Origin of the sequence: Anabaena sp. CA = ATCC 33047 (assembly GCF_963870205.1) — a bacterium.
Classification (GTDB): domain Bacteria; phylum Cyanobacteriota; class Cyanobacteriia; order Cyanobacteriales; family Nostocaceae; genus Trichormus.
Map to the genome: position 1 here is coordinate 103,752 of NZ_CAWMSA010000044.1, position 22,455 is coordinate 126,206.

Below are 22,455 nucleotides of genomic sequence, written 5' to 3' on the forward strand. Positions count from 1 at the left end.
TGTTAAAGAAAGGTTAAAATATTTTGGTGAATATATGTTAAGTAAATTTAGGGACATTAATCAGGTAATAATTTTATTTTAATTTAAATATTTATGCTGATAAACGTCTGTCTGCTTGATTTATAATCGAGGCAATTTGAGCTACAAACTGTCCAGATATACTACTGGACGAAATTAGGAAAAGCTGGACTGGTCAAGATGGGTAAAAGTAGAATATTCAGGAGTATGTATGGTGCGATCGCTCAAAAAAATACTTGCATTAGTCATAGTATTGGTGTTCTCTTTCATACTATTGCCTAACCCTGCGTTAGCTTTTGTTTCTTATCAAGGTCAATTCACCGCTACAAGTGCGTGCGAAGCCGTAAGCTCAATTAAAAAAGGAACTAACCCGGATAATGTGAGATTGACACCAGGGCAAGTCTATCAAATAGTTGGGAAAAATAAAGATAACGCCTCCCACTACCTTGTACAAATTGCTGGCGTTAATCCGCCTCAGCGTTGGGTTCCTGTTAGCTGTGTGAGTGCTGTTGGTTCGACTGGGGACACAACTGATACAAACCGTCCAATTGTTGCAATTCCTACAGGAGATGATTATTTACTCGCCCTGAGTTGGCAACCCGCTTTCTGTGAGGGCAAACCAGACAAAGCTGAGTGTCAAATTCTAGCAGCAAATCCCGACCGATTTGAAGCTAGAAATTTCGTGTTACACGGTTTGTGGCCGCAACCCAAATCTAATGTTTACTGTAATGTGAGTGAACGTGATATTACTGATGATAAACAGAAAACTTGGTCAAAACTACCAGCTATAGAGAAAGAACTTTCGCCTGAGACTTGGGAAAGACTACAAACAGTGATGCCCGGAACTCGATCAAATCTGCATCGACATGAGTGGATTAAACATGGTACTTGTTACCCAGGTTCAGCAGAGGAATATTTTGCTGAATCAATTGCCATACTTGATGCCTTTAACAAATCGCCAGTACAAGGACTAATTGCTAGTAATATTGGTAGACAACTTACCATCAAGGAAATTGATCAAGCCCTGTCTGATTTTGGCTCTGACACTGGGGAGAAAGTAGAAGTAAAATGTAGTAATTCACTATTGGGTGAACTTTGGGTAAACCTGAAAGGCGATATTACCCCAACTAGCCTTGTAGCTGGACTGCTTACCAATAGCCCAAAAGCCAAGACTGAAAAATATGCTTCTTGTTTAATTGACGATGCGCGTGATTAATTAGATTTATTGTGTAGTCGGGAAGAGCGATCGCTTCTCCTCAGCCCTATCAAATTATACTCATAGCTGGTTGCATTGGAGAGAGCGATCGCTTCTAGCTAACAAGTCATGATACAAGATTGATGCTGCTGCCATGTTAGATTATTCTTAAACTGTCAGCAAAATTTAGGCTTCTGTGCAAAGCTATGCGGTCAATTGAGCAACTAACAGAAGAAATTTTATCTTTGCCTAGTGCGTCGAGGGCGTTGTTGGCAGAGAAAATAGTAGAAAGTTTGGAATTCGATACAGATCCCACCATTCAAGCGGCTTGGAATACTGAAGCCAAGAAGCGGCGAGATGAGATTAGAAGTGGTTGTGTAGAACCCATACCAGGAGATGAAGCTTTAGCTCAAGTGAGGCGACTGCTTGAGCAATGAAATATGTATTTCACCCTGAAGCCCTGACTGAATATGCAGAGGCTGTTCAGTATTACGCACAACAACGTGCTGAGGTAGCACAAGCGTTTATTAATGCTGTTGAGAATGCAGTTTACCAAATTAGAGAGTCCCCTAATCGTTGGACTTTAGTCGATGAAGACGTTAGGCGATGTTTGACGCGCAAGTTTCCGTATGCAATTCTTTACACAATTGAACAAGATAACATTTTGATTTTTACCAGTTTGCAACAAACCTATACTGATTTAAAAAGACCAAGATTAACGTATGATATTTTCCTGCTAAGATTCTGGTGGCTGTGGTTAATTTCTGCTGCTTACCTTTACCAATTCGCTATGAGAAAAATTACTGAGCATGGCAAACATTAGAGTGTTTATTACACCTTTTTATGGCAATTTTCAACCATAAAATACTAATGAGCTAATGACTAACCAAATAATAACTAGCCATTAGCCACTCATAGTAAAATCTCCGCGTACCTCCGCGTTTACCTCCGCGCCCCTGGAGCGTTTAAACCTCCACCTCAACTAAGCAGTGCGAAAACGCGCCAACTCCTCACCCGTCTTCGCATCATGGGCGTGAACAGTACACACCAGACAAGAATCAAACGATCGCGCCACGTGTCCCACCTCCACAGGATCAGTAGGATCTTCAATAGGAGTACCTACCAAAGCCTCCTCAATCGGGCCTCTAACTCCCTCACCATCACGGGGGCCGACATTCCAAGTAGTAGCAGCAATCACTTGATAATTCTTAATCTTGCCCTCTTCAATATCTACCCAATGAGACAAAGAACCCCGTGACGCTTCCGTTGCACCCCAACCGCGTCCGTCTTTTTCCGTCGGTTTAATATACCAAGGTTCATTCAACTGGAACTCACGCAAACATCTTTCCGCTTGCCGGTATAACTTGACAATTTCGTGAACTCGTGCTAGCTGACGCAGGTGAATACTAGCACCGCCCATTTTCTTGAAAGCGTCCAGAATAAACCCGTCGTAATGTTGCCAAGACTCGCCATGCTGACCACCTGCGACTAACTGACGCGCTAGAGGGCCGACTTCCAAACGTCCGAAATCTTGATGTCGCACCGCAGTAGACCAAGAATAGGCATTTTTGAAGTCTTTATGATTGTTCTGGGTGGGTTTGGTGGTGCGGTCAAAGGGGTGAACATCTGCTTCCCCTTCTTCATACCAAGAATGGGTAGTATTCTCACGGGCGAAGGTATGATCCATCAAAGTATGTGTATCGGTGAAGCTGTCGTACACACCACTTTTCATAATCATAGCGGCGTTGCGTCCTTCGATGGTCGGCTTTTGGTATTTGTCTTCATGAGGTAAATATCCCCAAGTGACGTATTTACCAACACCAGCACCGTATCTATCTAGACCAACATCTAGACCCATGCGCCAATAGAAACCCAAGTCTGACATCCGATGTTTGATGTCTTCTTCTAACCAGTCCATGAAATCATCGTAAGTTTGGATTTCTTCGTATCGTTCTAAAGAACAACCCAACCATACAGGTTCTAACCAGTTAGTGCGGAAGTATTCCAGAATTGCCCAAGCGCGGGTAATGTCTGTTAAAGTGGGGGCGCACATCACACCACCAGGCACCATATAACTGCTGTGAGGCCATTGTCCACCAAACAGGGCGTAAATTTCTACAGGTTTGCTAGAAATCGTTACACCCAGTTCATAAGATTTGCCTGTGAAAGCAGCAAAGCGGTTGACAGCTTCATCGTAAAAGCGGCTACGGCGATACTTTTTATTGGTTAAGTCAATGGCGAATAATCCATAAAAGTAACGGGGGATGCTTTGGATAGTTTCGACAATTTGACCGAGGTTTCTAGCTAAGATGGCGTTGCGAGGAACTTCTGTCCCCCAGGCTGTGTCTAATGCCCAGGATGCAGATGTTAAATGTGAAGCACCGCAGATACCGCAGATACGAGGCGTAACAATTAACCCAGCTTGGGGGTCTTTACCTCGGAGAATAATTTCAAATCCGCGAAATAGTTCGGCGTGTGTCCAGGCGTTAACAACTTGTCCGTTGTCGATTTCCACCCGAACATCTAAATCCCCCTCGACTCTACCGACGGGTGAGATATCTAATGTTTGTATTCCCATTCTCCTCTCCTAATTGGTGATCGGGGATTGGGGATTAGGGATTGGGAAGTGGGAAAACTCTTACCCAGTCCCCAGTCCCTTCCAGTCCCCAGTACCTAAACAGTAAAAAAGTCTTCTTCTGCCCATTCGGGGGCTGTATTTTTGGCGACCATTGTCAGTAAGGCGTAGTCTTTGGTTTTGACTCCTGGTGGTAATTCTTTGGGAACGCCCATGATGGTTTGTGTTTTAAAGACGGTTCCGGGTTTGAGGTCAAAGAAGGGAAATTCTGGTTCTGTACAACCTAAACAGGGCATTCCGGCGCGGGTTTTGGATGAGACACGATTCCAGAGGACGCGGTTACAAGAGGAATGCGTCATGGGGCCGCGACAACCTAAGTCATAGAATAAGCAGCCTTTACGTTGACCAAATTCGGCGGTTGAGGCTTTGTAAGCAAAGTGGACGTTACGAGTACAGCCGGTTTGGGTGTAGGTGTTGAAGAAGGTTTGAGGACGATGCAGTTCATCGAGGGCGATGTCGTTGATGCGTCCGGTGGCGATCGCCACTAATATCTGCGTAATCCAATCGGGGTGTGCTGGACATCCGGGTATATTAATCACTGGTAAGCCTGATTTCGCCCGGAAATCTTTACCTAAAAAGCCGCCTTTTTGCCGCTTGAGAAATTGCAAACCTTGGGATTCGCTGGGGTTGGGTGACATGGCGGGGATTCCTCCCCAGGTAGCGCAGTCGCCTACAGCCACGACAAATTTAGCAACTTTCGATAAGTCAGCTAACCAATCTTTCATCGGGCGATCGGCGAACCGATTCCATTCACCAGTACCATTGGGGGCATTAACTACAGTACCTTCAAATACTAAAATGTCTAGAGGTACTTTCCCCAGAATACATTCCCATAATAGGGTTTGTAAGTTGTTGCCTAGTTCCAATCCCAAGGAAGGATGCCAAATTACCTTGATACCAAAGTCAGCAATTAAATCGCAGACTGTCGGTTCTTCGGCATTGAGAAAAGACATGGTGTTGCCCGAACAAGCACCACCTTGCAGCCAGAGTACATTAGTCATTGGCTATTAATTTGTCTATTGTTTACCATTTATGACGCAGGTGTTGACGCTTGTAGAGTTTCACCTGGTGATGAGTATTTAGATTTAATCTTTAAAATAAAGCATTTTTTTATAAATTTTAAATTTGTTAAATAAAAATTAATATTTAACTAAAAATTAAATCTAAATAATATTTCCTGCAAAGCGTAATTTATGAAACAGATTTTTCTTGATAGGTATTTGTAGGGTGTGTTAGCGACAGCGTAACGCACCTAAATATTGATTTATAAGTATAAATACGCTTGTTTTATTCATCAGAAAAATTGTTATATTATGATACGAAACTCGCTACTATGAGTATTTAAAGCAAATAAACAGATTAGCAATTACCCTCTAGAATTTTATAATTAAATTGTTTTATATTAAGAAAAATGATGCGTGAGATTCTGGGGTAATCGCACTGCATAAACTTGCTGTCTGTGCAAATAAGTATACTTGCTGAAGCTGCTAGAGACTAGCGAGTAGAGAATAGTTTTGGCAATTACGAATTATCTACAGGGAGAATTAAAGGAGATGACGGAATTTTTCAATGATACCAATCTGAGAGAATTTATCTCATATATGGTGACAGGTGACTTAACTCTAATCACAGGATTATTGTGGTTAGTGATAGCCACAATTATCTCAATGATTGGTGGTGCTATTGGTGGAATGATGCTTGCTGGGAAAGAGATGGGTTATTATTTTTCTGCCACACTAGGAGCATTATTCGCCCCGGCTGGAGCAATTCCCGCTATAATTTTCGGGTTTGCTTTTTTAACAATATTTCAGTAATTATTAGGAGGTAATATGATTGAATTGGGTTGGTTTTCTCTCAAGCTATTTTTGCAAGGTAAACTATTACGCGACCCCATTTATTTTGTTCGTCAAACTGCAATTGGTGTTAGTGTAGGTTTGCTAGTGCTAATATTACTAGCTCAATTACAAATTCCGTTCTGTTTACCAATCACTTTGGCTAGTCTCATCACAGGTTTAGTTATGCCCTTTCTCTTCAGAGACTTCAAAACAAAGTAAGTTGGTTCTGTTATCAGTTGTATCTCCACTAATAACTAATGACTAATGACTAATAACTAATGACCAACCTGGAAGAATACATCCGAGAAATTGACCGCTTTGAAGCCATTGTATCTGAGTGGGATGAAAGTCAAAGGTGTGTAGTTGTTGGTTTGAAAACAGCAATTGAAACTCTGCACAAAGCAGCACTGACAAATTTAATTAAAAGCCTCAAGCAAGAATCAATGTCAGCGTTGCGTAAAGCTGTAGAAGATGAAGTTGTGTATGCAGTTTTGCTATATCACGACTTAGTTAAACCACCACAACCGCCGATTTTAGAACGCATTCAAGCAGCCCTTGAGGAAGTGCGCCCAAGTTTACAAAGCCATCAAGGGGATATAGAGTTAGTGGCGTTTAAACCACCAGATACAGTAGAAGTCAAATTAGTGGGAACTTGCAGTAATTGTCCGGCTTCTACTTTAACTTTATCTCAGGGTGTAGAACAGGCAATTAAAAACCATTGTCCTGAAATTAACAAGGTAGTTGCGGTTAATGATAGTGCTGCTAATTCTCACAGTTCATTGTTACCTCAGAAATCAGTAGCTTGGGTGAGGGTAGCAACTATTGATCAAGTTCCTGAGTCTGGGATTTTAACAGTGAATTTTGCCGGAAATTCATTGATTTTATCCCGTAAAGGTACGAATATAGTTTGTTATCGTAATGCTTGTTCTCACTTAGCTTCTCCTCTAGATTCAGGTAAGGTTGAAAATGGTATTCTTACCTGTGCTGAACACGGATTTCAATATCGATTAGAGACGGGTGAATGTTTAACTGCGCCTGATATGTCTCTTGTTTCATATCCGTTACAAGTTAGGGAAGATAAGGTTTTTGTGCAACTAGGTTGAGAATAGGTTTTAGGGGACTGACAAAGCTAAAATAGTGCATTAGATGTAGGTTGGGTTAAGTTATATCTAGCATCATTCTCAATCAGCGTAAGGCGATGCACAGCTAACAACCTAAAACTAAGGGTTTGAGCAGCAGACAAGCAATGCCCACCCTACAAAAATTATCATCAAGGAACAGGTGCAAGATGTGTGTTAAGCGCAGTGTAACCCAACTAATATATTGGTGTTGGGTTTCCTGAAGTCAACCCAACCTACAATTTTTTACTGTTGTTAAATGGTGCGTTACTTTATCTAATTTAGATTTTATTTATTTTGGTTAAACTCGCCTCATTTTATTGAGAAATAAAAGGTTAAACTACTGGAAATTGCTAGTTTAAATAGTCAAAATCTTTTCAAGTATACCCAACTTTCATCTTCAACCTTAGATGACTCCCAGCATTACAGATTCAACCGTCAAAGCCGCACTTGCTGCCATTACATCGGAATCAGCAACAACTGAAGAAAAAATTCAAATGCTGATTGAATTGGCGCAAGGTTTACAGAAAAAACCTAAGACTCCCCAGGATTTATGGAATGCTGTTGAGTTATATCAACAAGCCTATAAACTCTGTGATTCTGATTATCCTCTGTGGAAAGCTCGTTCTCAAGTGGGGATGGCAGGGGCTTTAATGTCTATTCCTGATGCTGGGGTAGAATTATTGTTACAAGCCAAGGCTAATTATCAGGAAGCTTTGCCAATTTTACGGCAGTTAGCCGGGTCTGTGGAAGAGGCAGAAGCACAGATGAATTTGGGGTTGCTGTTGCAATCTTTAGTGCCTTTTAATTTAGCCAAGATGACGGATAGCATTGCGGCTTATCATCAGGCTATGCGGGTATTTACTAGCCAAGATTATCCTCAAGAATACGCGATTTTGGCTAATAATGTTGCGATCGCCTACCTGTCTATGGTTGGGGATGCGTCACAGTCAAACCTGTATGAAGGCTTGGCTGTACAGACTTTTGAGGCGGCACTTCAGCATATTAACATCATTGACCACCCTAGGGAATATGCGATGTTGCAAAACAACTTGGGTAATGCTTTGCAATATTTACAGAGTTCCCATCCTGTGGAGAATAATTTGCGAGCGATCGCCGCTTATGATCAGGCTTTAAAAGTACGTAGTCCTCAAGATACTCCTTTAGAATATGCTAACACAATTGCCAATAAAGCTAACGCCTTATTTAATTTACCTGATGACTTAGAAAAACCAGAATTAGGTAATCTCAAAAATCTTTTACAAGCTCGTAATTATTATCATGAAGCTTGGGAGATATTTAGTCAACATCAACAACAAGCACAAGCCGCAGCAGTTGCTCAAGCTTTGCAGGATGTGGTAGGAGAAATTAGTAAAAGTTCACGCAGAGGCGCAGAGGCGCAGAGAGAATGACTAATAAGTTTTTCTCTGAAGGTGCAGAGGTGATTTTAGGAGATGTGATTCAGCCGGATTTATTAGCAGTTCCTTTAGCACCTTCTCCTATTACTATGTTTGCTCCTCGTGCTGCTTGTTTGGTGTCGGAAACTGGGGCTTTATGGGTATCAGATACGGGACATCATCGGTTATTAGGTTGGCGCAATTTACCTACTAGAGATAGTCAACCGGCTGACTGGGTAATTGGACAACCTGATTTTTTTCATGAGGGACAAAATGCTAAAGGTACACCGGGAAGAAATACTTTCAGTGTACCGACTGGGATTTGTGTATGTGGGGAAGGTTTAGCTGTTGCAGATGCTTGGAATCATCGGGTTTTAATTTGGCATCAGTTACCAGAAGATAGCCATGTGCCAGCAGATTTAGTTTTAGGACAAGCTAATTTTACTGATAATCAACCTAACCGGGGAAGTCAACAACCTGCGGCTAATACTATGCACTGGCCTTATGGTATTTTCTATTATCAAGGTCAGCTATTTGTAGCTGATACAGGTAATAGAAGGTTATTAATTTGGCGGCAATTACCAACAGCAAATGGTCAACCTGCTGATATAGTTTTGGGACAGCCAGACATGATTTCTCGTAATGAAAACGGTGGCGGTTCTCCGACGGCGGCTAGTATGCGTTGGTGTCATGATATTACTGTCTGGAATGATAATTTAGTTGTCACTGATGCGGGTAATAATCGGGTGATGATTTGGCAGGGGATACCAACAGAAAATAATGCCCCTTGTGCGGTGGTTTTAGGACAAAAAAATTTTGAATTTGTGGAAATGAATCAGGGTGTTTATTTCCCTAGTGCGAGTAGTTTGAGTATGCCCTATGGCGTAGCTGTAGCTGGAGAATGGCTGTTAGTTGCAGATACTGCTAACTCTCGGTTGTTAGGATGGAAGAAACCAGAGTCAATATTATCATTGCAGGGTGCAGTAGCCGATGGAATGGTTGGACAAGACAACTTTAAAAGTAAAAGTGAAAATCGTAACTTCGGGCTACCAACACGCAATACATTAAATTGGTGTTACGGAATTAACGTTTCTGGCAAAACGGCGGTAATTGCTGATTCTGGTAATAATCGCATTTTGTTATGGCAAGTTTAAAAATACAAAAATAAGCAACCCAGGTATATCTATTTAATACAGATTAGTTTATGGTAACGGAAGCAATTAGAGTTCGCGGTACTGTGCAGGGGGTGGGATTTCGTCCCACTGTCTATCGTTTGGCTAAAGCCTGTGGTTTGCGGGGGGATGTGTGTAATGACGGTGAAGGTGTGTTAATTCGGGTATGTGGTAGTGCCGCAGCTTTAACAGAATTTGTCACCAGATTACAACAAGAATGTCCGCCATTGGCAAAAATCACGGAACTTGTGAGAACTCAATATCCAGGGGATTTGAATTTTGATGATTTTGTGATTTCTGGTAGTGTTAGCGGTGTATCTAAAACCGAAATTGCCCCGGATGCGGCTACCTGTCCCCAATGTCAGCAAGAAATTTTTGACCCCTTTAGCCGCTTTTACCGTTATCCTTTTACTAACTGTACTCATTGCGGCCCTCGTTTAAGTATTATTCGCGCTATCCCTTACGACAGATGCAACACCAGTATGTCTGCGTTTGTAATGTGTCCCGAATGTGAAAAGTCATACCACGATTTTGAAAATCGTCGCTTTCACGCCCAACCTGTAGCTTGTCATGTATGTGGCCCTGAAGCTTGGTTAGAAAGGGCTGATAGTCAACCTGTGACGGCTTCCATGTTTTCGATGTTGGATGATGTGGATGCGGTTTGCACTTTGTTACAAAAGGGTGAAATTGTTGCCATTAAAGGTATTGGTGGTATTCATCTCGCTTGTGATGCGACACAAGAGGCGACTGTACAAAAATTGCGTCAGCGTAAAAAACGCTATGATAAACCTTTCGCTTTAATGGCGAGGGATATTGCAGTTATTGAAGAATATTGTTTAGTTAATGATAGAGAAAAAGAATTATTAACCAGTCCAGCCGCGCCTATTGTGTTGTTGCAAAAGAAGGGACTGGGGACAAATCAATTCAAAATTCAAAAGTCAAAATTCAAAATTAAAGAAATTTTAGAAACTGGCGACAAGAGAGACAAGGGAGACTTTTTCGGCAATGCCCAATGCCCAATGCCCCATTCTATTGCGCCTTCGGTAGCACCGGGACAAAATACTCTTGGTTTTATGTTACCTTATACGCCGTTACATCATCTAATTTTGCGGCGGATGAATCGCCCGATTGTGTTAACCAGTGGGAATATTTCTGATGAACCGCAATGTATAGATAATGATACAGCTAAAGAAAAGTTAGGTCAAATTGCTGATTATTTTCTCTTACATAATCGGGAGATTGTCAACAGGGTAGATGATTCCGTGGTGCGAGTTGTGGACAATAAACTACAAACAATTCGCCGGGCTAGAGGTTATGCACCAGCACCGCTAAAATTACCACCGGGATTTAATAAGGTGCCGCAAATTTTAGCAATGGGTAGTGAGTTAAAAAATACCTTTTGTTTATTGCGAGATGGGGAAGCTATTCTTTCGCAACATTTGGGAGATTTAGAAAACGCGGCGGCGTTTAGTGCTTATCAAGATACCCTGAGTTTATATTTAAATTTATTTGCTCATCAACCACAAGCGATCGCAGTTGATTTACATCCTGAATATCTCTCTACCAAACTCGGTAAACAACTCGCCACCGCTAACCAACTCCCACTCTATCCTATTCAACATCATCACGCCCATATTGCCGCTTGCATGGCAGAAAATCACATTCCTTTAGATACAACCCCAGTCTTAGGTATCGCCTTTGATGGTTTGGGTTATGGTGCAGATGGTACACTCTGGGGAGGAGAATTTTTCTTAGCAGACTACCACCAATTTAAACGCATTGCCACATTTAAACCAGTAGCAATGATTGGCGGTGAACAAGCAATTTATCAACCTTGGCGTAATACCTACGCCCATTTACTCGCTGCTAATCTTTGGGATGATTGCCAACAAGAATATAGTGATTTAGAATTATTACAATTTTTGAATCAGCAACCCATAAAACTGCTGAATCAGCTTGTTGAAAAAGGCATTAACGCCCCCTTAGCTTCCTCAGTCGGAAGGCTGTTTGACGCTGTAGCGGCGGCTATCGGCATTTGTCGAGAACAATGTAGCTATGAAGGACAAGCTGCGATCGCAATGGAAGCTACAGTTGATATCTCTCAATTAAAGAATCATAAAGAAATAGGAATATATCCCTTTAATTTGCGCTTTTCAGATAGTATTTATTGTATAGACCCGCGCCCAATGTGGCAACACTTACTGAATGATATAAAGCAGAAAACACCTCAGCCAGTGATAGCCGCCAAATTTCACAAAAGTTTAGCTAACATCATTGTAGAGACAGTTAACCATCTGCGTCAAGAAAACTTAATTAATCAAGTCATACTCACAGGAGGAGTATTTCAAAATTGTATTTTGTTAAACTTAGTAACCCAGCAGTTACAAAAGTTAAACATTAACGTATTAACACACAGCCAAGTCCCCACAAACGACGGCGGACTATCCCTAGGACAAGCCCTAATTACAGCCGCCAACCTCATCAAAAATAAATAATATCATATATTTCTAAATACCCCACGAAAAACCCTCCCAAACTCTCTGCGTCTCTGCGCCTCTGCGTGAAAAAAACTCTTCATCCCACTCATCAAGGAAAATAAAAATGTGTTTAGGAATTCCCGGACAAATCATCGAAATCACCGACACAAACAACAAACTAGCCATTGTCAACGTTGGTGGAGTAAAAAGACAAGTTAACATTTCCTGCATCGTAGATGAACAACATCCCCCAGAATCATGTGTGGGAAATTGGGTATTAGTTCATGTCGGCTTTGCCATGAATAGAATTAACGAACAAGAAGCAGCCGAAACCTTACAACTATTAGCAGAAATCGCCGCCGTACAAGCAGAATAAACAATTCAAAATTCACGCATAGCCTACGGCATCGCGTAGCGTCCCGTAGGGAAGGCTTACGCCTACAAAATTCAAAATGGAGATTGTTGACTGTTGACGGTTGACTGAGAAAGAATTTCTACCTTGTCTACCTCATCCTCCCAGTCCCCAGTCCCCAATACCCAGTCCCCAATACCCAGTCCCCAACCATGAAATACGTAGACGAATTTAGAGAACCAGAAAAAGCCGCAGCTTTACGGCGTGAGATTGAAAAAATAAGTTACCAATTAGATAAACACATTAAAATTATGGAAGTATGCGGCGGGCATACTCATTCTATTTTTAAATATGGTATCGAAGAAATATTGCCAGCAAATATTGAATTAATTCATGGCCCTGGTTGTCCAGTGTGTGTCATGCCCAAGGGTAGATTAGATGATGCGATCGCCATCTCCCAAAACCCCAACGTCATTTTAACAACCTTTGGCGACACCATGCGCGTTCCTGGTTCTAAACATAGCCTACTGCAAGCTAAAGCCACAGGCGCAGACATTCGCATGGTTTACTCGCCACTAGATAGTTTACAAATAGCCAAAAATCACCCCGATAAACAAGTTGTTTTCTTTGCTATTGGCTTTGAAACTACCGCCCCTAGCACCGCTTTTACTATTCTACAAGCTGCTGAAGAAAATCTACAAAACTTTAGCGTATTTAGTAACCATGTCCTCGTAATTCCCGCCCTCAAAGCCTTATTAGATAACCCCGATTTACAACTAGATGGATTTGTCGGGCCTGGTCATGTCAGTATGGTAATAGGCACTGATCCTTATGAATTTATTGCCCAACAATATCATAAACCCGTAGTGGTTTCTGGCTTTGAACCTTTAGATATTTTGCAATCAATTTGGATGCTGTTACAGCAGTTAGTAGAAAATCGTTGTCAAGTCGAAAACCAATACAATCGACTCGTACAACCAGCAGGTAATCAAAACGCCTTAAAAGCCATGAATCAAGTGTTTACAGTGCGTGAAACATTTGAATGGCGAGGCTTAAATGAAATACCTAATTCCGGGTTAAAAATTCGCCCAGAATATGCCCAATTTGATGCAGAATTAAAATTTACTCTTCCTAACCAAAAAATCGCAGATCATAAAGCTTGTCAATGTGGTGAAATTCTCAAAGGAGTGCTGAAACCTTGGCAATGTAAAGTATTTGGTACAGCTTGCACACCAGAAACACCAATTGGTACTTGTATGGTATCTTCAGAAGGGGCTTGTGCAGCATACTATAAATATGGCAGATTCTCGACTGTGATGCAAAAATCAGCAGTTGAACAGCCAAAAGTGACTATCCCTTCATAACCTCCACAACAGCAGCGATACACTTCACACAACAACACTGCGAGGAAAATTGTATGCCATTTGTCACCGTGAAAATTGCCAGAGGACATTCCATCGAGAAAAAACGGCATTTAGTAGAAGCCATTACCAATGCTATGGTTGCAGCATTAGATACCAAGCCCGAATGGATTACAATTCACATTGATGAATTTGAGCGAGAAAATTGGGCTGTCAATGGTATTTTACATTGCGATCGCCATCGTGGTAGACACGACGAAACAGGCAGATAACACTAAAAAATAAAGCGTAGGGTGTGTTACCCATCACGTAACGCACCTTACCTAATATTAAATATCAAAAACCACAAATTACAAATTACAAAATATTAAAAATGGATATTCCCCAAACCAACGCCACACCCAACCCTCTCTTACAAAAAATTGAACAAATTCGTCGCCGCCAAAATAAAATCAAAGATACCCACATCACCCTCGCACATGGTAGCGGCGGAAAAGCCATGCGCGATTTAATTGATGATATCTTTGTCAGCAGTTTTGATAATCCAATTCTCTCCCAATTAGAAGACCAAGCAAGTGTTAATTTATCCCAACTTTTACCCCAAGGAGATAGACTAGCATTTACCACAGATTCCTATGTAGTAGACCCCTTATTTTTCCCTGGCAGTGATATCGGAGAATTAGCAATAAACGGCACAATTAATGATTTAGCCGTCAGTGGTGCTAAACCCTTATATTTAACCTGTAGCGTCATATTAGAAGAAGGACTACCCACAGAAACCCTACGACGTGTCGCCACCAGCATGAAAATTGCCGCCCAAAAAGCAGGAGTGCAAATAGTTACAGGTGACACAAAAGTAGTGCATCGTGGCGCAGCAGATAAATTATTTATTAACACGGCTGGTATTGGTATCATCCCCACAGGAGTTAATATTTCCGCCCACAACATTCAACCAGGAGATGCCATCATTATTAATGGGGAATTAGGAAATCATGGCGCAGCAATTTTAATTGCCCGTGGAGAATTAGCATTAGATACTAACATAGAAAGTGATTGTCAACCATTACATGAATTAGTAGCAACCATCCTTAACGTATGTCCTGAAATTCACGCCATGCGAGATGCAACCAGGGGAGGTTTAGCCACAGTTCTTAATGAATTTTCTTTAACTTCTAATGTAGGAATACGCATCAATGAAGCAACAATTCCTGTGCGGGAAGAAGTTAAAGGAATGTGTGAAATTTTGGGGTTAGACCCCTTATATCTAGCCAATGAAGGTAAGTTAGTAGTAGTAGTAGCAAATGACAAAGCCGATACAGTTGTATCAGCAATGAAATCTCACCCAGCCGGAAAAAATGCCTGTATTATTGGTGAGGTTGTTTCTACACCTCCAGGGGTTGTCTTATTAAAAACAGCCTTCGGCACAGAACGTATTGTTGATATGCTAGTCGGCGACCAATTACCAAGAATTTGTTAACAATTAAGAAGATTTATTCATGCACGAACTAGGAATTACCCAAAATATAGTAGCAATTGTCAATGAATATGCCAACGGCTCAAAAGTGCGGCGAGTTGTCGTAGAAATTGGCAAACTCTCAGCTATTATGCCTGATGCTATCAAATTTTGCTTTGATATATGTTCTCAAGGTACAGCATTAGAAGGCGCAACTTTACAAATTATCGAAATTCCTGGTTTAGCAAAATGTCGTCAATGTGGTGCAGAAATTCCTTTAGAAAAACCATTTGGAATATGTGAATGTGGCAGTGTCCACCTAGATTTAATTACAGGCGAAGAACTAAAAATTAAGGAGATAGAAGTAGAGGAAGTATGTGTGTAACCTGCGGTTGTTCAGATGATGCTGACAGCAAAATTACTAACTTAGAAACAGGAGAAATGGAACACAAGCACCATCATCATACTCACACTTTACCAGATGGTACTGTGATTACCCATGCTCACCATCACGACCATGATCATAACCATGAATCATCACAAATGCACGCCCAAATTCATGGGACAACTATATCATTAGAACAGGAAATTTTAGGAAAAAATAACCTGTTAGCCGCCCAAAATCGGGGATGGTTCAAAGGTCGGAATATTCTCGCCTTAAATTTAATGAGTTCCCCAGGTGCAGGGAAAACAACTCTGTTAACTCGCACAATTAACGACCTAAAACAACAGATACCCATCAACGTCATCGAAGGCGACCAAGAAACGATTAACGATGCGGAAAAAATTAAACAGACAGGCTGTAAAGTTGTGCAAATCAACACAGGAACAGGCTGTCATTTAGACGCATCAATGATAGAAAGAGGTTTACAACAACTCAACCCACCATTAAACTCGGTGGTGATGATTGAAAATGTGGGTAATTTAGTCTGTCCAGCTTTATTTGACTTAGGAGAACAGGCGAAAGTTGTAATTCTTTCCGTCACAGAAGGGGAAGATAAACCGATTAAATACCCCCATATTTTCCGTGCGAGTGAGATAATGATTCTCACCAAAATTGATTTATTACCTTATGTACAGTTTGATGTGCAGCGTTGTCTAGAATACGCTAAACAAGTCAACCCCAACATTCAGATTTTTCAGGTTTCTGCTACTACAGGTGCTGGTTTAGAGAGTTGGTATAAATGGTTAACAGAAAAAGTTTTTAGCTGTGCAAATTTGGTCAATGCTTAAGTGAGTATACTTAAGTTTAGCAAATAGTTTAAGTCTTAAAAATCTCGGCTTCTTTCCGAAGTCGGGTTTTTTTGTTGGCAGCAATTATTATTTATCATAAATACCTCTATAGATTCATGAAAATGGTGATTAGTTTACCAAAAATTGAGGTACATATTTTCCTCTTGGCTTGGTGCGTAAATTTTCAACTAACAAAATCATCATGAATAATATAATTAACTACAACAATGACAAAGGACTCCTCGCCTACATAGAATTTTTAGCCGCTAGTGCCTTAAAACCCAGAAATGGGAATACTGACCCAGTATTTGACTTTGAGGATGCACTTGATCAAACAGAAATGGCGCAGTTAGCAGTTGAAGAATTAAAAAAAATTCCAGAAGTCAACACCTTATTTGAAGAACGCTGGCTACCTGCACCTTTTAATTTAGATGACTTAGCCAAACTCCCAGAGGGAACTTTAGGTCATATCTATGCCAGAGAGATGAAAGCTAGAGGTTTCGACCCTTACTTTTATAAACAAGTCCCTGTAGTTGATGATATTTCCTATGTTAAAATGCTGTGGCGTTCTACCCATGATATTTATCATGTAGTCACTGGATTTGAGACTGATGCTATTGGAGAAATAGGACTACAAGCATTTGTGTTAGCTCAAACTTCAATTCCTATCAGTGTGATGTTGGTAAGTTTTGGTATGGTAAGGATCAGTCTGTATCAACCAACAAAATTCAATGATTTAATGACAGAAATAGCTCGCGGCTATCGGCTAGGTTCTCAAACTCCTGGTAAACTAATAGCCCAAAAATGGGATCAGTTTTGGGACGTACAAGTAAGTGAAATTCGTGCGCGCTTAGGCATGAAAACCATAGACCATGATTTAGCCGCAATTGCCTAGTTAAAAAATCAAAAATCATCCATAACTGGATATCAATTTTGCCACATATTCAGGATATCTTTCACTAAAACTTCTTGTATCCAAATCTGTAAAACAATCACTAAAGGCACAGCTAAAAACACACCCAAAAACCCAAAAAATGAGCCAAATATCACTACAGATAATAAAGTAACTGCTGGTAATAGTGATACTTGACTTTTCATTACCAAAGGCACGATAATTAAGCTTTCTACCTGTTGAATTATAAAGTATACGAATACGACTGCGCCAGCTTTCCAAGGGGAATCCATCAGAGCTAACAAAGCCGGTGGAATCACACTCAAAGTAGGGCCTACATTGGGGATAAATTCTAATAATCCTGCTAAAATTGCATTGATTAGTGGTAATCTTACCTGCAAAAGTGCTAACCCAATATAGCTGAAAACACTAATCAATAACATAGTCAACAGTGTGCCTTTAATCCAACCAGTTAAAGATAATGCACACTTATTGAGAATTACATGAACTCGCGGACGATAGAAAGCCGGAAATAAAAAGATAAAACCTCTACGATAGGCAACGGGATTTACTAAGAGCATAATAGTCAATGCTAATAATAGTAGTGTTCCTAAAGCAATAGTCAGGGAACTACTGATTAAAAACAAAAAATTATTCAAGATGCGATTTAACCAGCCTTGTAAACCTTGAGTCAGATATCTAAAATTACGAACATTATCTAAAAATTCATTGGGAATTACTCGTACTAACCAATCATTCCATAACCGAATCCGATCTAATGCCATTGGCATCAGGTTACTTAATTCTCGTAATTGCTCAATCAACTGAGGTACGAGGATAATAAAAAAGCTAAAGATTAAAAATAATAAAATACTCACAGCTATAAAAATAGCCAGACCTCGCTTAATCCGAAATTTCTGTAAAAATTGGACAAAATGGTTTAAAACAGTTGCCAAAACTACAGCAGCAAATGCAATCAAAACTATTTGACGAATTTGCCAAATAATATACAAAGATATAATGACTAAGAAAAACCCCATTAATTGACCAAAAGGCACAATTCCGCCTCCATTTTGCCAGCAATCAACAGATTGTGCGGCTTTTAACATGAATTTAACATTTAAATAATACTGCCTGGTGATTGATAAATAAGCCGCTTCAAGAGAGATTTTTAACTCAGCAATATTCACCTTGAGGCGTAATTAAGTCAAATATAGTAGGGAGTAAGGAATGGGGAATAGGACTCTTTCCAATTACCACTGTTTAGTTCGTAATTTATCAGCAAAATCCTTCCCTAGCTAGAGAGCGATCGCCTGGGTAATGTGAGAATTTTAGCCACAGGAGGAAATATGCGTCAGCTAATTATTCAAGTACCAAGAGGGCATGGAGATACTGTTATTAATATCGCCAAATCTCTCGATGCACAGAACTTAGCCGAATTTGCCGCCCACAATGGTGAAGATGAAGCCATTGATGTGGTAATACTTCATGTGTCTAATCATAAAGTTGACCCCCTGTTAGCCAAATTACAAGACTTACCCCAATTACACATTACACTGATTCCTTCTGCGGTCATCCCTCTACAACCACCCGCATCGGAAGCACCAGAACAAGTCAAAGACGTAGAAACCCTCAGCCCCATAGAAGTCTTTCTTTCTGGCTTGCAAAGTGTCGGCTCTTGGCGTGGCTTTCTCGCTTATGCGGCGGTAGCTGGGATAGTAGTCTGGATTGGTTTATACACAAATACAACTTTTTTGCTAGTTGCTGCTATGCTAATTGCTCCCTTTGCCGGCCCAGCAATGAATACAGCAATCGCCACAGCACGAGGAGACTATCAACTACTCTGGCGCAGTCTGCTGAGATATTTTGTAGCATTAGCAGTCACCATCCTCACCACATGGACACTCAGCCTGATTTTACGCCAGGAAATTGCTACCAGTTTGATGATTGCTAATAGCCAAGTGTCCGCAGTGGCAGTATTTTTACCCCTCGCAGCCGGAGCAGCCGGGGCGTTGAACTTAGTACAATCCCAGCAAAATAGCCTAGTATCTGGGGCGGCAACTGGGATGTTAGTTGCTGCTTCCTTAGCTCCCCCAACCGGAATTGTCGGTATGGCTACCGCCATTGGTAGATGGGATATGGTGACAGATGGCATATTCTTACTATTACTGCAACTATGCGGCATCAATTTATCAGCCTCCCTGTTATTCCGAGTTTATGGTTTGTCAACTCAAGGAACTCGTTATCAACGTGGTAAAAAACTGGTTACTCGCTTGGCTTGGATAATTACCGTTATCGCCTTGAGTCTGCTTCTCACTTGGCAATTTATTAATTCTCCCTATTTAGAACGTTCCACCATTGCCCAACAAGCTAATGCAGAACTGCAAAATGTTGTAAAGCAAGTTGATTTAGCCAAATTAGTTGAGTCTAATGTTCGCTTTACTCGTCCCAATATAGAAGGAGAAAATACCTTGCTATGCGTTGTTTATGTTCAACGTCAACAAGGAGTCACCGCATCTGCTGGGGAAATTCGTTCTCGTCTTACACAGGCAATTCAAACCCGATTAAATCGAGAAGGGTTTAATGTTACACCCCTAGTAGATGTGATTGTCTTGGAGAAAGGTTAGGAAGAAGCAGGGGAGTAGGGGAGATGAGGGAGATGAGGGAGATGAGGAGGATGTAGCTTGCTTTCCTTCTCTTTCAGAGACGCTATCGCGTAGCTTGCTTACCCGGAGGGGTACGGAGGCGTAAGCCTACCCGCAGGGTGGGGGATGAAGGAAGGTAGAAATTCTTTTCCAGTCCCTTCCAGTCCCCAATCTCTTCCCATCCCCAATCCCCAGTCAAGAGTCAAAAGTCCCCATTCCCCATTATGAATTGGAAACAACTTCTACTGAACTTACGCCTGATTAAATTGCGACGCTTTTTTGGTTCGCTATTTTATCCTATGCAAAGGGATTTATTAGAGCGTCCGTTTCTCAGTGCCAAACAAGTGTTTGCAGAAATTGGTGATATCCTCAAGGCTGAACCTATACCGCAAGGCGCAAAATTTTACTTTGAAAAAGTTGAACTGGAAATACATTTTTTAGCTGCTGATTTCGTGCGTGTAAATTGGCAACCAGGAATAGCACCGATTCCCTATGCTATGGCTGGCAAAGATTGGTCAGAAGTAGCAGTTGAATTTGAAAAAATGGGCAATAGCTGGTTAATTTCCACTAAAGAATTACAAGTAATAGTTAATCAAAATGGTAGTCTTATCTATCAAAATTATCTAGGCGAAATTATCCGCGAAGAACTACCCCCCCAACTCAAAACTGCTGGTTGGGTGCATCAAGCTAAACTACGTCCAGAAGAACATATCTATGGCTTAGGTGAACGTGCTGCACCTCTCAACCTACGAACACCGCAAGAGGGGAAACCTGCTACCACCAGTTATTTAATGTGGAATTATGACGCAGGTGGTAGATATGGCCCCGGAACAGATCCGCTTTATCTGTGCATTCCCTTGTATCTGGGTTTGCATCAGTCGGGGAGTTACTTGATTTTCTATGAAAATAGCTACAAAGCAACATTTAGCTTTAACGGTTACGCCGCCGCCGACTTTGATGGGGGAGCATTGCGGTATTATTTTAGTATCGGTTCCCCAGCGCAATTATTAGACCGTTACACCCAATTAACAGGTCGTCCCGCCTTGCCTCCCCGTTGGGTGCTTGGTTATCATCAATCACGCTGGGGATATGAAACAGAAGCAGCCATCCGGGAAGTTGCGGAGGGATTTAAGAATCATAATTTACCTTTGAGTGCTATTCATTTAGATATAGACTGCCAAGAAGGATTTCGCGCCTTTACCATTGATCCTGACCGCTTTCCTCAGTTAACGGAATTTAACCAGGAATTAGTAGACAGAGGAGTGCATTTAATTGCAATTGTGAATCCTGGTGTGAAAGCTGACCGGAAAAGTAAATTATTTGAAGAAGGGCGATCGCAAGAAGTATTTTGCAAAACCATCAATGATAAACTGATCATCGCCCCCGTCTGGCCTGGACTGTGTGCATTTCCTGACTTCACCAACCCCAAAGCCCGCCACTGGTGGAGTCGTCAGTATGAATATCTCCTAGACTTAGGCTTCACTGGTTTTTGGCATGATATGAACGAACCAGGGATTTTTGTCCTTTGGGGTGATCCTTCCCTACCGCCAAATTCTACCCTGCATTTTCTCGAAGGCAGAGGTGGCAATCATCTTGAAGCGCATAATGTCTATGGATTACTACAAGCCGAGGCAGCTTATGAAGCCTTAAAAGAATACAAACCAGAACATCGTCCTTTCATTGTATCCCGTGCAGGTTGGGCAGGTTTACAACGTTATGCCTGGACTTGGACAGGAGACATCGAAACAAGTTGGGCTGGACTACGTATAACAATTACCACTGTATTAAATATGGGTCTTTCTGGCATTCCCTACAGTGGGGCTGATATCGGTGGTTTTAAGGGTAATCCCAGTCCTGAATTATATTTGCGTTGGTTTCAGATGTCATGTTTTTTACCCTTCTTTCGTACCCATAGTGCCAACAACGTCAAACCCCGCACACCTTGGACTTTTGGCGAACAAATTCTGAGTATAGCCAGAGACTTTCTCTGGTTGCGCTATCGACTTTTACCTTATCTCTATACCTTAACATGGGAAACCAACCAAACTGGCCATCCCCTTGTACGTCCTTTATTTTGGGCTGACAGCCACAACCCCCAACTCTGGGCTGTGGAAGATGCTTTTTTATTAGGTGAGGCGTTGTTAATTGCTCCCATTGTTGAAGAAGGTGCAACTTCACGCCCAATCATCTTACCTGATGGGCATTGGTATCACTTCTGGGATGATACCCGATTTTCAGGTGGCAATCAAATTGACATCGCCGCACCACAAGAGCAAATACCTGTATTTGTCAAAGCGGGTTGTGTGTTACCAATGGCAGAAAATCAACAACTCATCCTCCATATTTATCCCCCGGTAACTGGAGTTGGTGCGGGTAGGGTGTATAGTGATGCGGGTGATGGTTATGCTGCTTGGCGGTTAGATGAATTTGATATCAAGCGAGATGAGGATAACTTAGAAATTATCTGGCAACAGCAAGGAAATTACCCGTTCCCCTACAAAAACGTTAAACTCCATATTCACGGTTTAGCAGTACAAAAAGTTTGGGTAGACGGTGAAAAAGTTGATTACCAAAACAATTGTTTCCAGGTTGAACAATTTCAACAAATCAACTGCCAAATTCTCGCAGAAGACTAACATCAACAAACATCTTGCACCTATAGGTTGATCATA

At 41.3% G+C, this 22,455-nt stretch carries 21 protein-coding genes; 18 read left to right on the top strand and 3 right to left on the bottom strand.

What is annotated here, in order from left to right; all coding sequences use genetic code 11:
• Positions 1-229 precede the first annotated feature (229 nt).
• From AACS98_RS12535 to AACS98_RS12545, 3 genes are all read left to right on the top strand, one after another.
• Entirely contained in the window at positions 230-1,234 is a 1,005-nt protein-coding gene (locus AACS98_RS12535) for a ribonuclease T2 family protein (RefSeq protein ID WP_066380247.1), read from the top strand.
• Between the two features lie 185 nt (positions 1,235-1,419).
• On the top strand, positions 1,420-1,650 hold the full coding sequence (locus tag AACS98_RS12540) for an addiction module protein (RefSeq protein WP_066380248.1): 231 nt from the start codon (positions 1,420-1,422) through the stop codon (positions 1,648-1,650).
• Positions 1,647-2,036: a type II toxin-antitoxin system RelE/ParE family toxin gene (locus AACS98_RS12545; protein ID WP_084386906.1), complete on the top strand. Its 390-nt coding sequence runs from the start codon at positions 1,647-1,649 to the stop codon at positions 2,034-2,036. The genes AACS98_RS12540 and AACS98_RS12545 overlap by 4 nt, the downstream gene beginning before the upstream one ends.
• A 159-nt stretch (positions 2,037-2,195) precedes the next feature.
• Here the strand turns inward: AACS98_RS12545 and AACS98_RS12550 are convergent, their stop codons facing one another.
• Both AACS98_RS12550 and AACS98_RS12555 read right to left on the bottom strand, forming a co-directional pair.
• Entirely contained in the window at positions 2,196-3,791 is a 1,596-nt protein-coding gene (locus tag AACS98_RS12550; RefSeq protein WP_066380251.1) for a nickel-dependent hydrogenase large subunit, read from the bottom strand.
• A 95-nt stretch (positions 3,792-3,886) separates the two neighbouring features.
• Positions 3,887-4,849, bottom strand: coding sequence for a hydrogenase small subunit (locus AACS98_RS12555; RefSeq protein ID WP_066380256.1), 963 nt, complete (start codon positions 4,847-4,849; stop codon positions 3,887-3,889).
• A gap of 513 nt (positions 4,850-5,362) precedes the next feature.
• Between AACS98_RS12555 and AACS98_RS12560 the strand changes: the two genes are divergently transcribed.
• The 13 genes from AACS98_RS12560 (at position 5,363) to AACS98_RS12620 (ending at position 17,141) form a co-directional block, all read left to right on the top strand.
• Entirely contained in the window at positions 5,363-5,662 is a 300-nt protein-coding gene (locus AACS98_RS12560; protein WP_369815990.1) for a hypothetical protein, read from the top strand.
• Between the two features lie 15 nt (positions 5,663-5,677).
• Positions 5,678-5,902 carry a hypothetical protein gene (locus AACS98_RS12565; RefSeq protein ID WP_066380260.1) on the top strand — a complete coding sequence of 75 codons (225 nt, stop codon included), beginning with the start codon at positions 5,678-5,680 and terminating at the stop codon, positions 5,900-5,902.
• A 59-nt stretch (positions 5,903-5,961) separates the two neighbouring features.
• Positions 5,962-6,786, top strand: coding sequence for a NifU family protein (locus AACS98_RS12570; RefSeq protein ID WP_066380264.1), 825 nt, complete (start codon positions 5,962-5,964; stop codon positions 6,784-6,786).
• 425 nt (positions 6,787-7,211) lie between these two features.
• Complete coding sequence (locus tag AACS98_RS12575) at positions 7,212-8,213, top strand: hypothetical protein (protein WP_066380266.1); 1,002 nt, start codon at positions 7,212-7,214, stop codon at positions 8,211-8,213.
• Positions 8,210-9,352 carry a hypothetical protein gene (locus AACS98_RS12580; RefSeq protein ID WP_066380268.1) on the top strand — a complete coding sequence of 381 codons (1,143 nt, stop codon included), beginning with the start codon at positions 8,210-8,212 and terminating at the stop codon, positions 9,350-9,352. The genes AACS98_RS12575 and AACS98_RS12580 overlap by 4 nt, the downstream gene beginning before the upstream one ends.
• A gap of 50 nt (positions 9,353-9,402) precedes the next feature.
• Entirely contained in the window at positions 9,403-11,865 is a 2,463-nt protein-coding gene (gene hypF / locus AACS98_RS12585; protein WP_066380270.1) for a carbamoyltransferase HypF, read from the top strand.
• Between the two features lie 106 nt (positions 11,866-11,971).
• Positions 11,972-12,223: a HypC/HybG/HupF family hydrogenase formation chaperone gene (locus AACS98_RS12590; protein ID WP_066380272.1), complete on the top strand. Its 252-nt coding sequence runs from the start codon at positions 11,972-11,974 to the stop codon at positions 12,221-12,223.
• Between the two features lie 188 nt (positions 12,224-12,411).
• Positions 12,412-13,563: a hydrogenase formation protein HypD gene (gene hypD, locus AACS98_RS12595; protein ID WP_066380274.1), complete on the top strand. Its 1,152-nt coding sequence runs from the start codon at positions 12,412-12,414 to the stop codon at positions 13,561-13,563.
• A 53-nt stretch (positions 13,564-13,616) separates the two neighbouring features.
• Complete coding sequence (locus AACS98_RS12600) at positions 13,617-13,832, top strand: tautomerase family protein (protein WP_066380276.1); 216 nt, start codon at positions 13,617-13,619, stop codon at positions 13,830-13,832.
• 101 nt (positions 13,833-13,933) lie between these two features.
• The gene (gene hypE, locus AACS98_RS12605) at positions 13,934-15,037 is read left to right on the top strand and encodes a hydrogenase expression/formation protein HypE (protein ID WP_066380277.1); all 1,104 of its coding nucleotides are present in this window, start codon (positions 13,934-13,936) and stop codon (positions 15,035-15,037) included.
• Positions 15,038-15,056: 19 nt separating this feature from the next.
• Positions 15,057-15,398 carry a hydrogenase maturation nickel metallochaperone HypA/HybF gene (locus tag AACS98_RS12610; protein ID WP_066380278.1) on the top strand — a complete coding sequence of 114 codons (342 nt, stop codon included), beginning with the start codon at positions 15,057-15,059 and terminating at the stop codon, positions 15,396-15,398.
• Positions 15,389-16,246 carry a hydrogenase nickel incorporation protein HypB gene (gene hypB, locus AACS98_RS12615; protein WP_066380281.1) on the top strand — a complete coding sequence of 286 codons (858 nt, stop codon included), beginning with the start codon at positions 15,389-15,391 and terminating at the stop codon, positions 16,244-16,246. The genes AACS98_RS12610 and hypB overlap by 10 nt, the downstream gene beginning before the upstream one ends.
• A 202-nt stretch (positions 16,247-16,448) precedes the next feature.
• Complete coding sequence (locus tag AACS98_RS12620) at positions 16,449-17,141, top strand: Coq4 family protein (protein ID WP_066380283.1); 693 nt, start codon at positions 16,449-16,451, stop codon at positions 17,139-17,141.
• 32 nt (positions 17,142-17,173) lie between these two features.
• Here AACS98_RS12620 and AACS98_RS12625 read toward each other — a convergent pair whose 3' ends face one another.
• Positions 17,174-18,196 carry an AI-2E family transporter gene (locus tag AACS98_RS12625; protein WP_066380976.1) on the bottom strand — a complete coding sequence of 341 codons (1,023 nt, stop codon included), beginning with the start codon at positions 18,194-18,196 and terminating at the stop codon, positions 17,174-17,176.
• Between the two features lie 291 nt (positions 18,197-18,487).
• Here AACS98_RS12625 and AACS98_RS12630 point away from each other — a divergent pair, with 291 nt between their 5' ends.
• Positions 18,488-19,765 carry a TIGR00341 family protein gene (locus AACS98_RS12630; RefSeq protein WP_066380285.1) on the top strand — a complete coding sequence of 426 codons (1,278 nt, stop codon included), beginning with the start codon at positions 18,488-18,490 and terminating at the stop codon, positions 19,763-19,765.
• Positions 19,766-20,007: 242 nt separating this feature from the next.
• Positions 20,008-22,419, top strand: coding sequence for a glycoside hydrolase family 31 protein (locus tag AACS98_RS12635; RefSeq protein WP_066380287.1), 2,412 nt, complete (start codon positions 20,008-20,010; stop codon positions 22,417-22,419).
• Positions 22,420-22,455: the final 36 nt, after the last annotated feature.

Bases quoted from the DNA above. Each gene is read 5' to 3' on its own strand.
- AACS98_RS12535 (WP_066380247.1), top strand. From the start codon at position 230: ATGGTGCGATCGCTCAAAAAAATACTTGCATTAGTCATAGTATTGGTG.
- AACS98_RS12540 (WP_066380248.1), top strand. From the start codon at position 1,420: ATGCGGTCAATTGAGCAACTAACAGAAGAAATTTTATCTTTGCCTAGT.
- AACS98_RS12545 (WP_084386906.1), top strand. From the start codon at position 1,647: ATGAAATATGTATTTCACCCTGAAGCCCTGACTGAATATGCAGAGGCT.
- AACS98_RS12550 (WP_066380251.1), bottom strand. From the start codon at position 3,791: ATGGGAATACAAACATTAGATATCTCACCCGTCGGTAGAGTCGAGGGG.
- AACS98_RS12555 (WP_066380256.1), bottom strand. From the start codon at position 4,849: ATGACTAATGTACTCTGGCTGCAAGGTGGTGCTTGTTCGGGCAACACC.
- AACS98_RS12565 (WP_066380260.1), top strand. From the start codon at position 5,678: ATGATTGAATTGGGTTGGTTTTCTCTCAAGCTATTTTTGCAAGGTAAA.
- AACS98_RS12570 (WP_066380264.1), top strand. From the start codon at position 5,962: ATGACCAACCTGGAAGAATACATCCGAGAAATTGACCGCTTTGAAGCC.
- AACS98_RS12575 (WP_066380266.1), top strand. From the start codon at position 7,212: ATGACTCCCAGCATTACAGATTCAACCGTCAAAGCCGCACTTGCTGCC.
- AACS98_RS12580 (WP_066380268.1), top strand. From the start codon at position 8,210: ATGACTAATAAGTTTTTCTCTGAAGGTGCAGAGGTGATTTTAGGAGAT.
- hypF (WP_066380270.1), top strand. From the start codon at position 9,403: ATGGTAACGGAAGCAATTAGAGTTCGCGGTACTGTGCAGGGGGTGGGA.
- AACS98_RS12590 (WP_066380272.1), top strand. From the start codon at position 11,972: ATGTGTTTAGGAATTCCCGGACAAATCATCGAAATCACCGACACAAAC.
- hypD (WP_066380274.1), top strand. From the start codon at position 12,412: ATGAAATACGTAGACGAATTTAGAGAACCAGAAAAAGCCGCAGCTTTA.
- AACS98_RS12600 (WP_066380276.1), top strand. From the start codon at position 13,617: ATGCCATTTGTCACCGTGAAAATTGCCAGAGGACATTCCATCGAGAAA.
- hypE (WP_066380277.1), top strand. From the start codon at position 13,934: ATGGATATTCCCCAAACCAACGCCACACCCAACCCTCTCTTACAAAAA.
- AACS98_RS12610 (WP_066380278.1), top strand. From the start codon at position 15,057: ATGCACGAACTAGGAATTACCCAAAATATAGTAGCAATTGTCAATGAA.
- hypB (WP_066380281.1), top strand. From the start codon at position 15,389: ATGTGTGTAACCTGCGGTTGTTCAGATGATGCTGACAGCAAAATTACT.
- AACS98_RS12620 (WP_066380283.1), top strand. From the start codon at position 16,449: ATGAATAATATAATTAACTACAACAATGACAAAGGACTCCTCGCCTAC.
- AACS98_RS12630 (WP_066380285.1), top strand. From the start codon at position 18,488: ATGCGTCAGCTAATTATTCAAGTACCAAGAGGGCATGGAGATACTGTT.
- AACS98_RS12635 (WP_066380287.1), top strand. From the start codon at position 20,008: ATGAATTGGAAACAACTTCTACTGAACTTACGCCTGATTAAATTGCGA.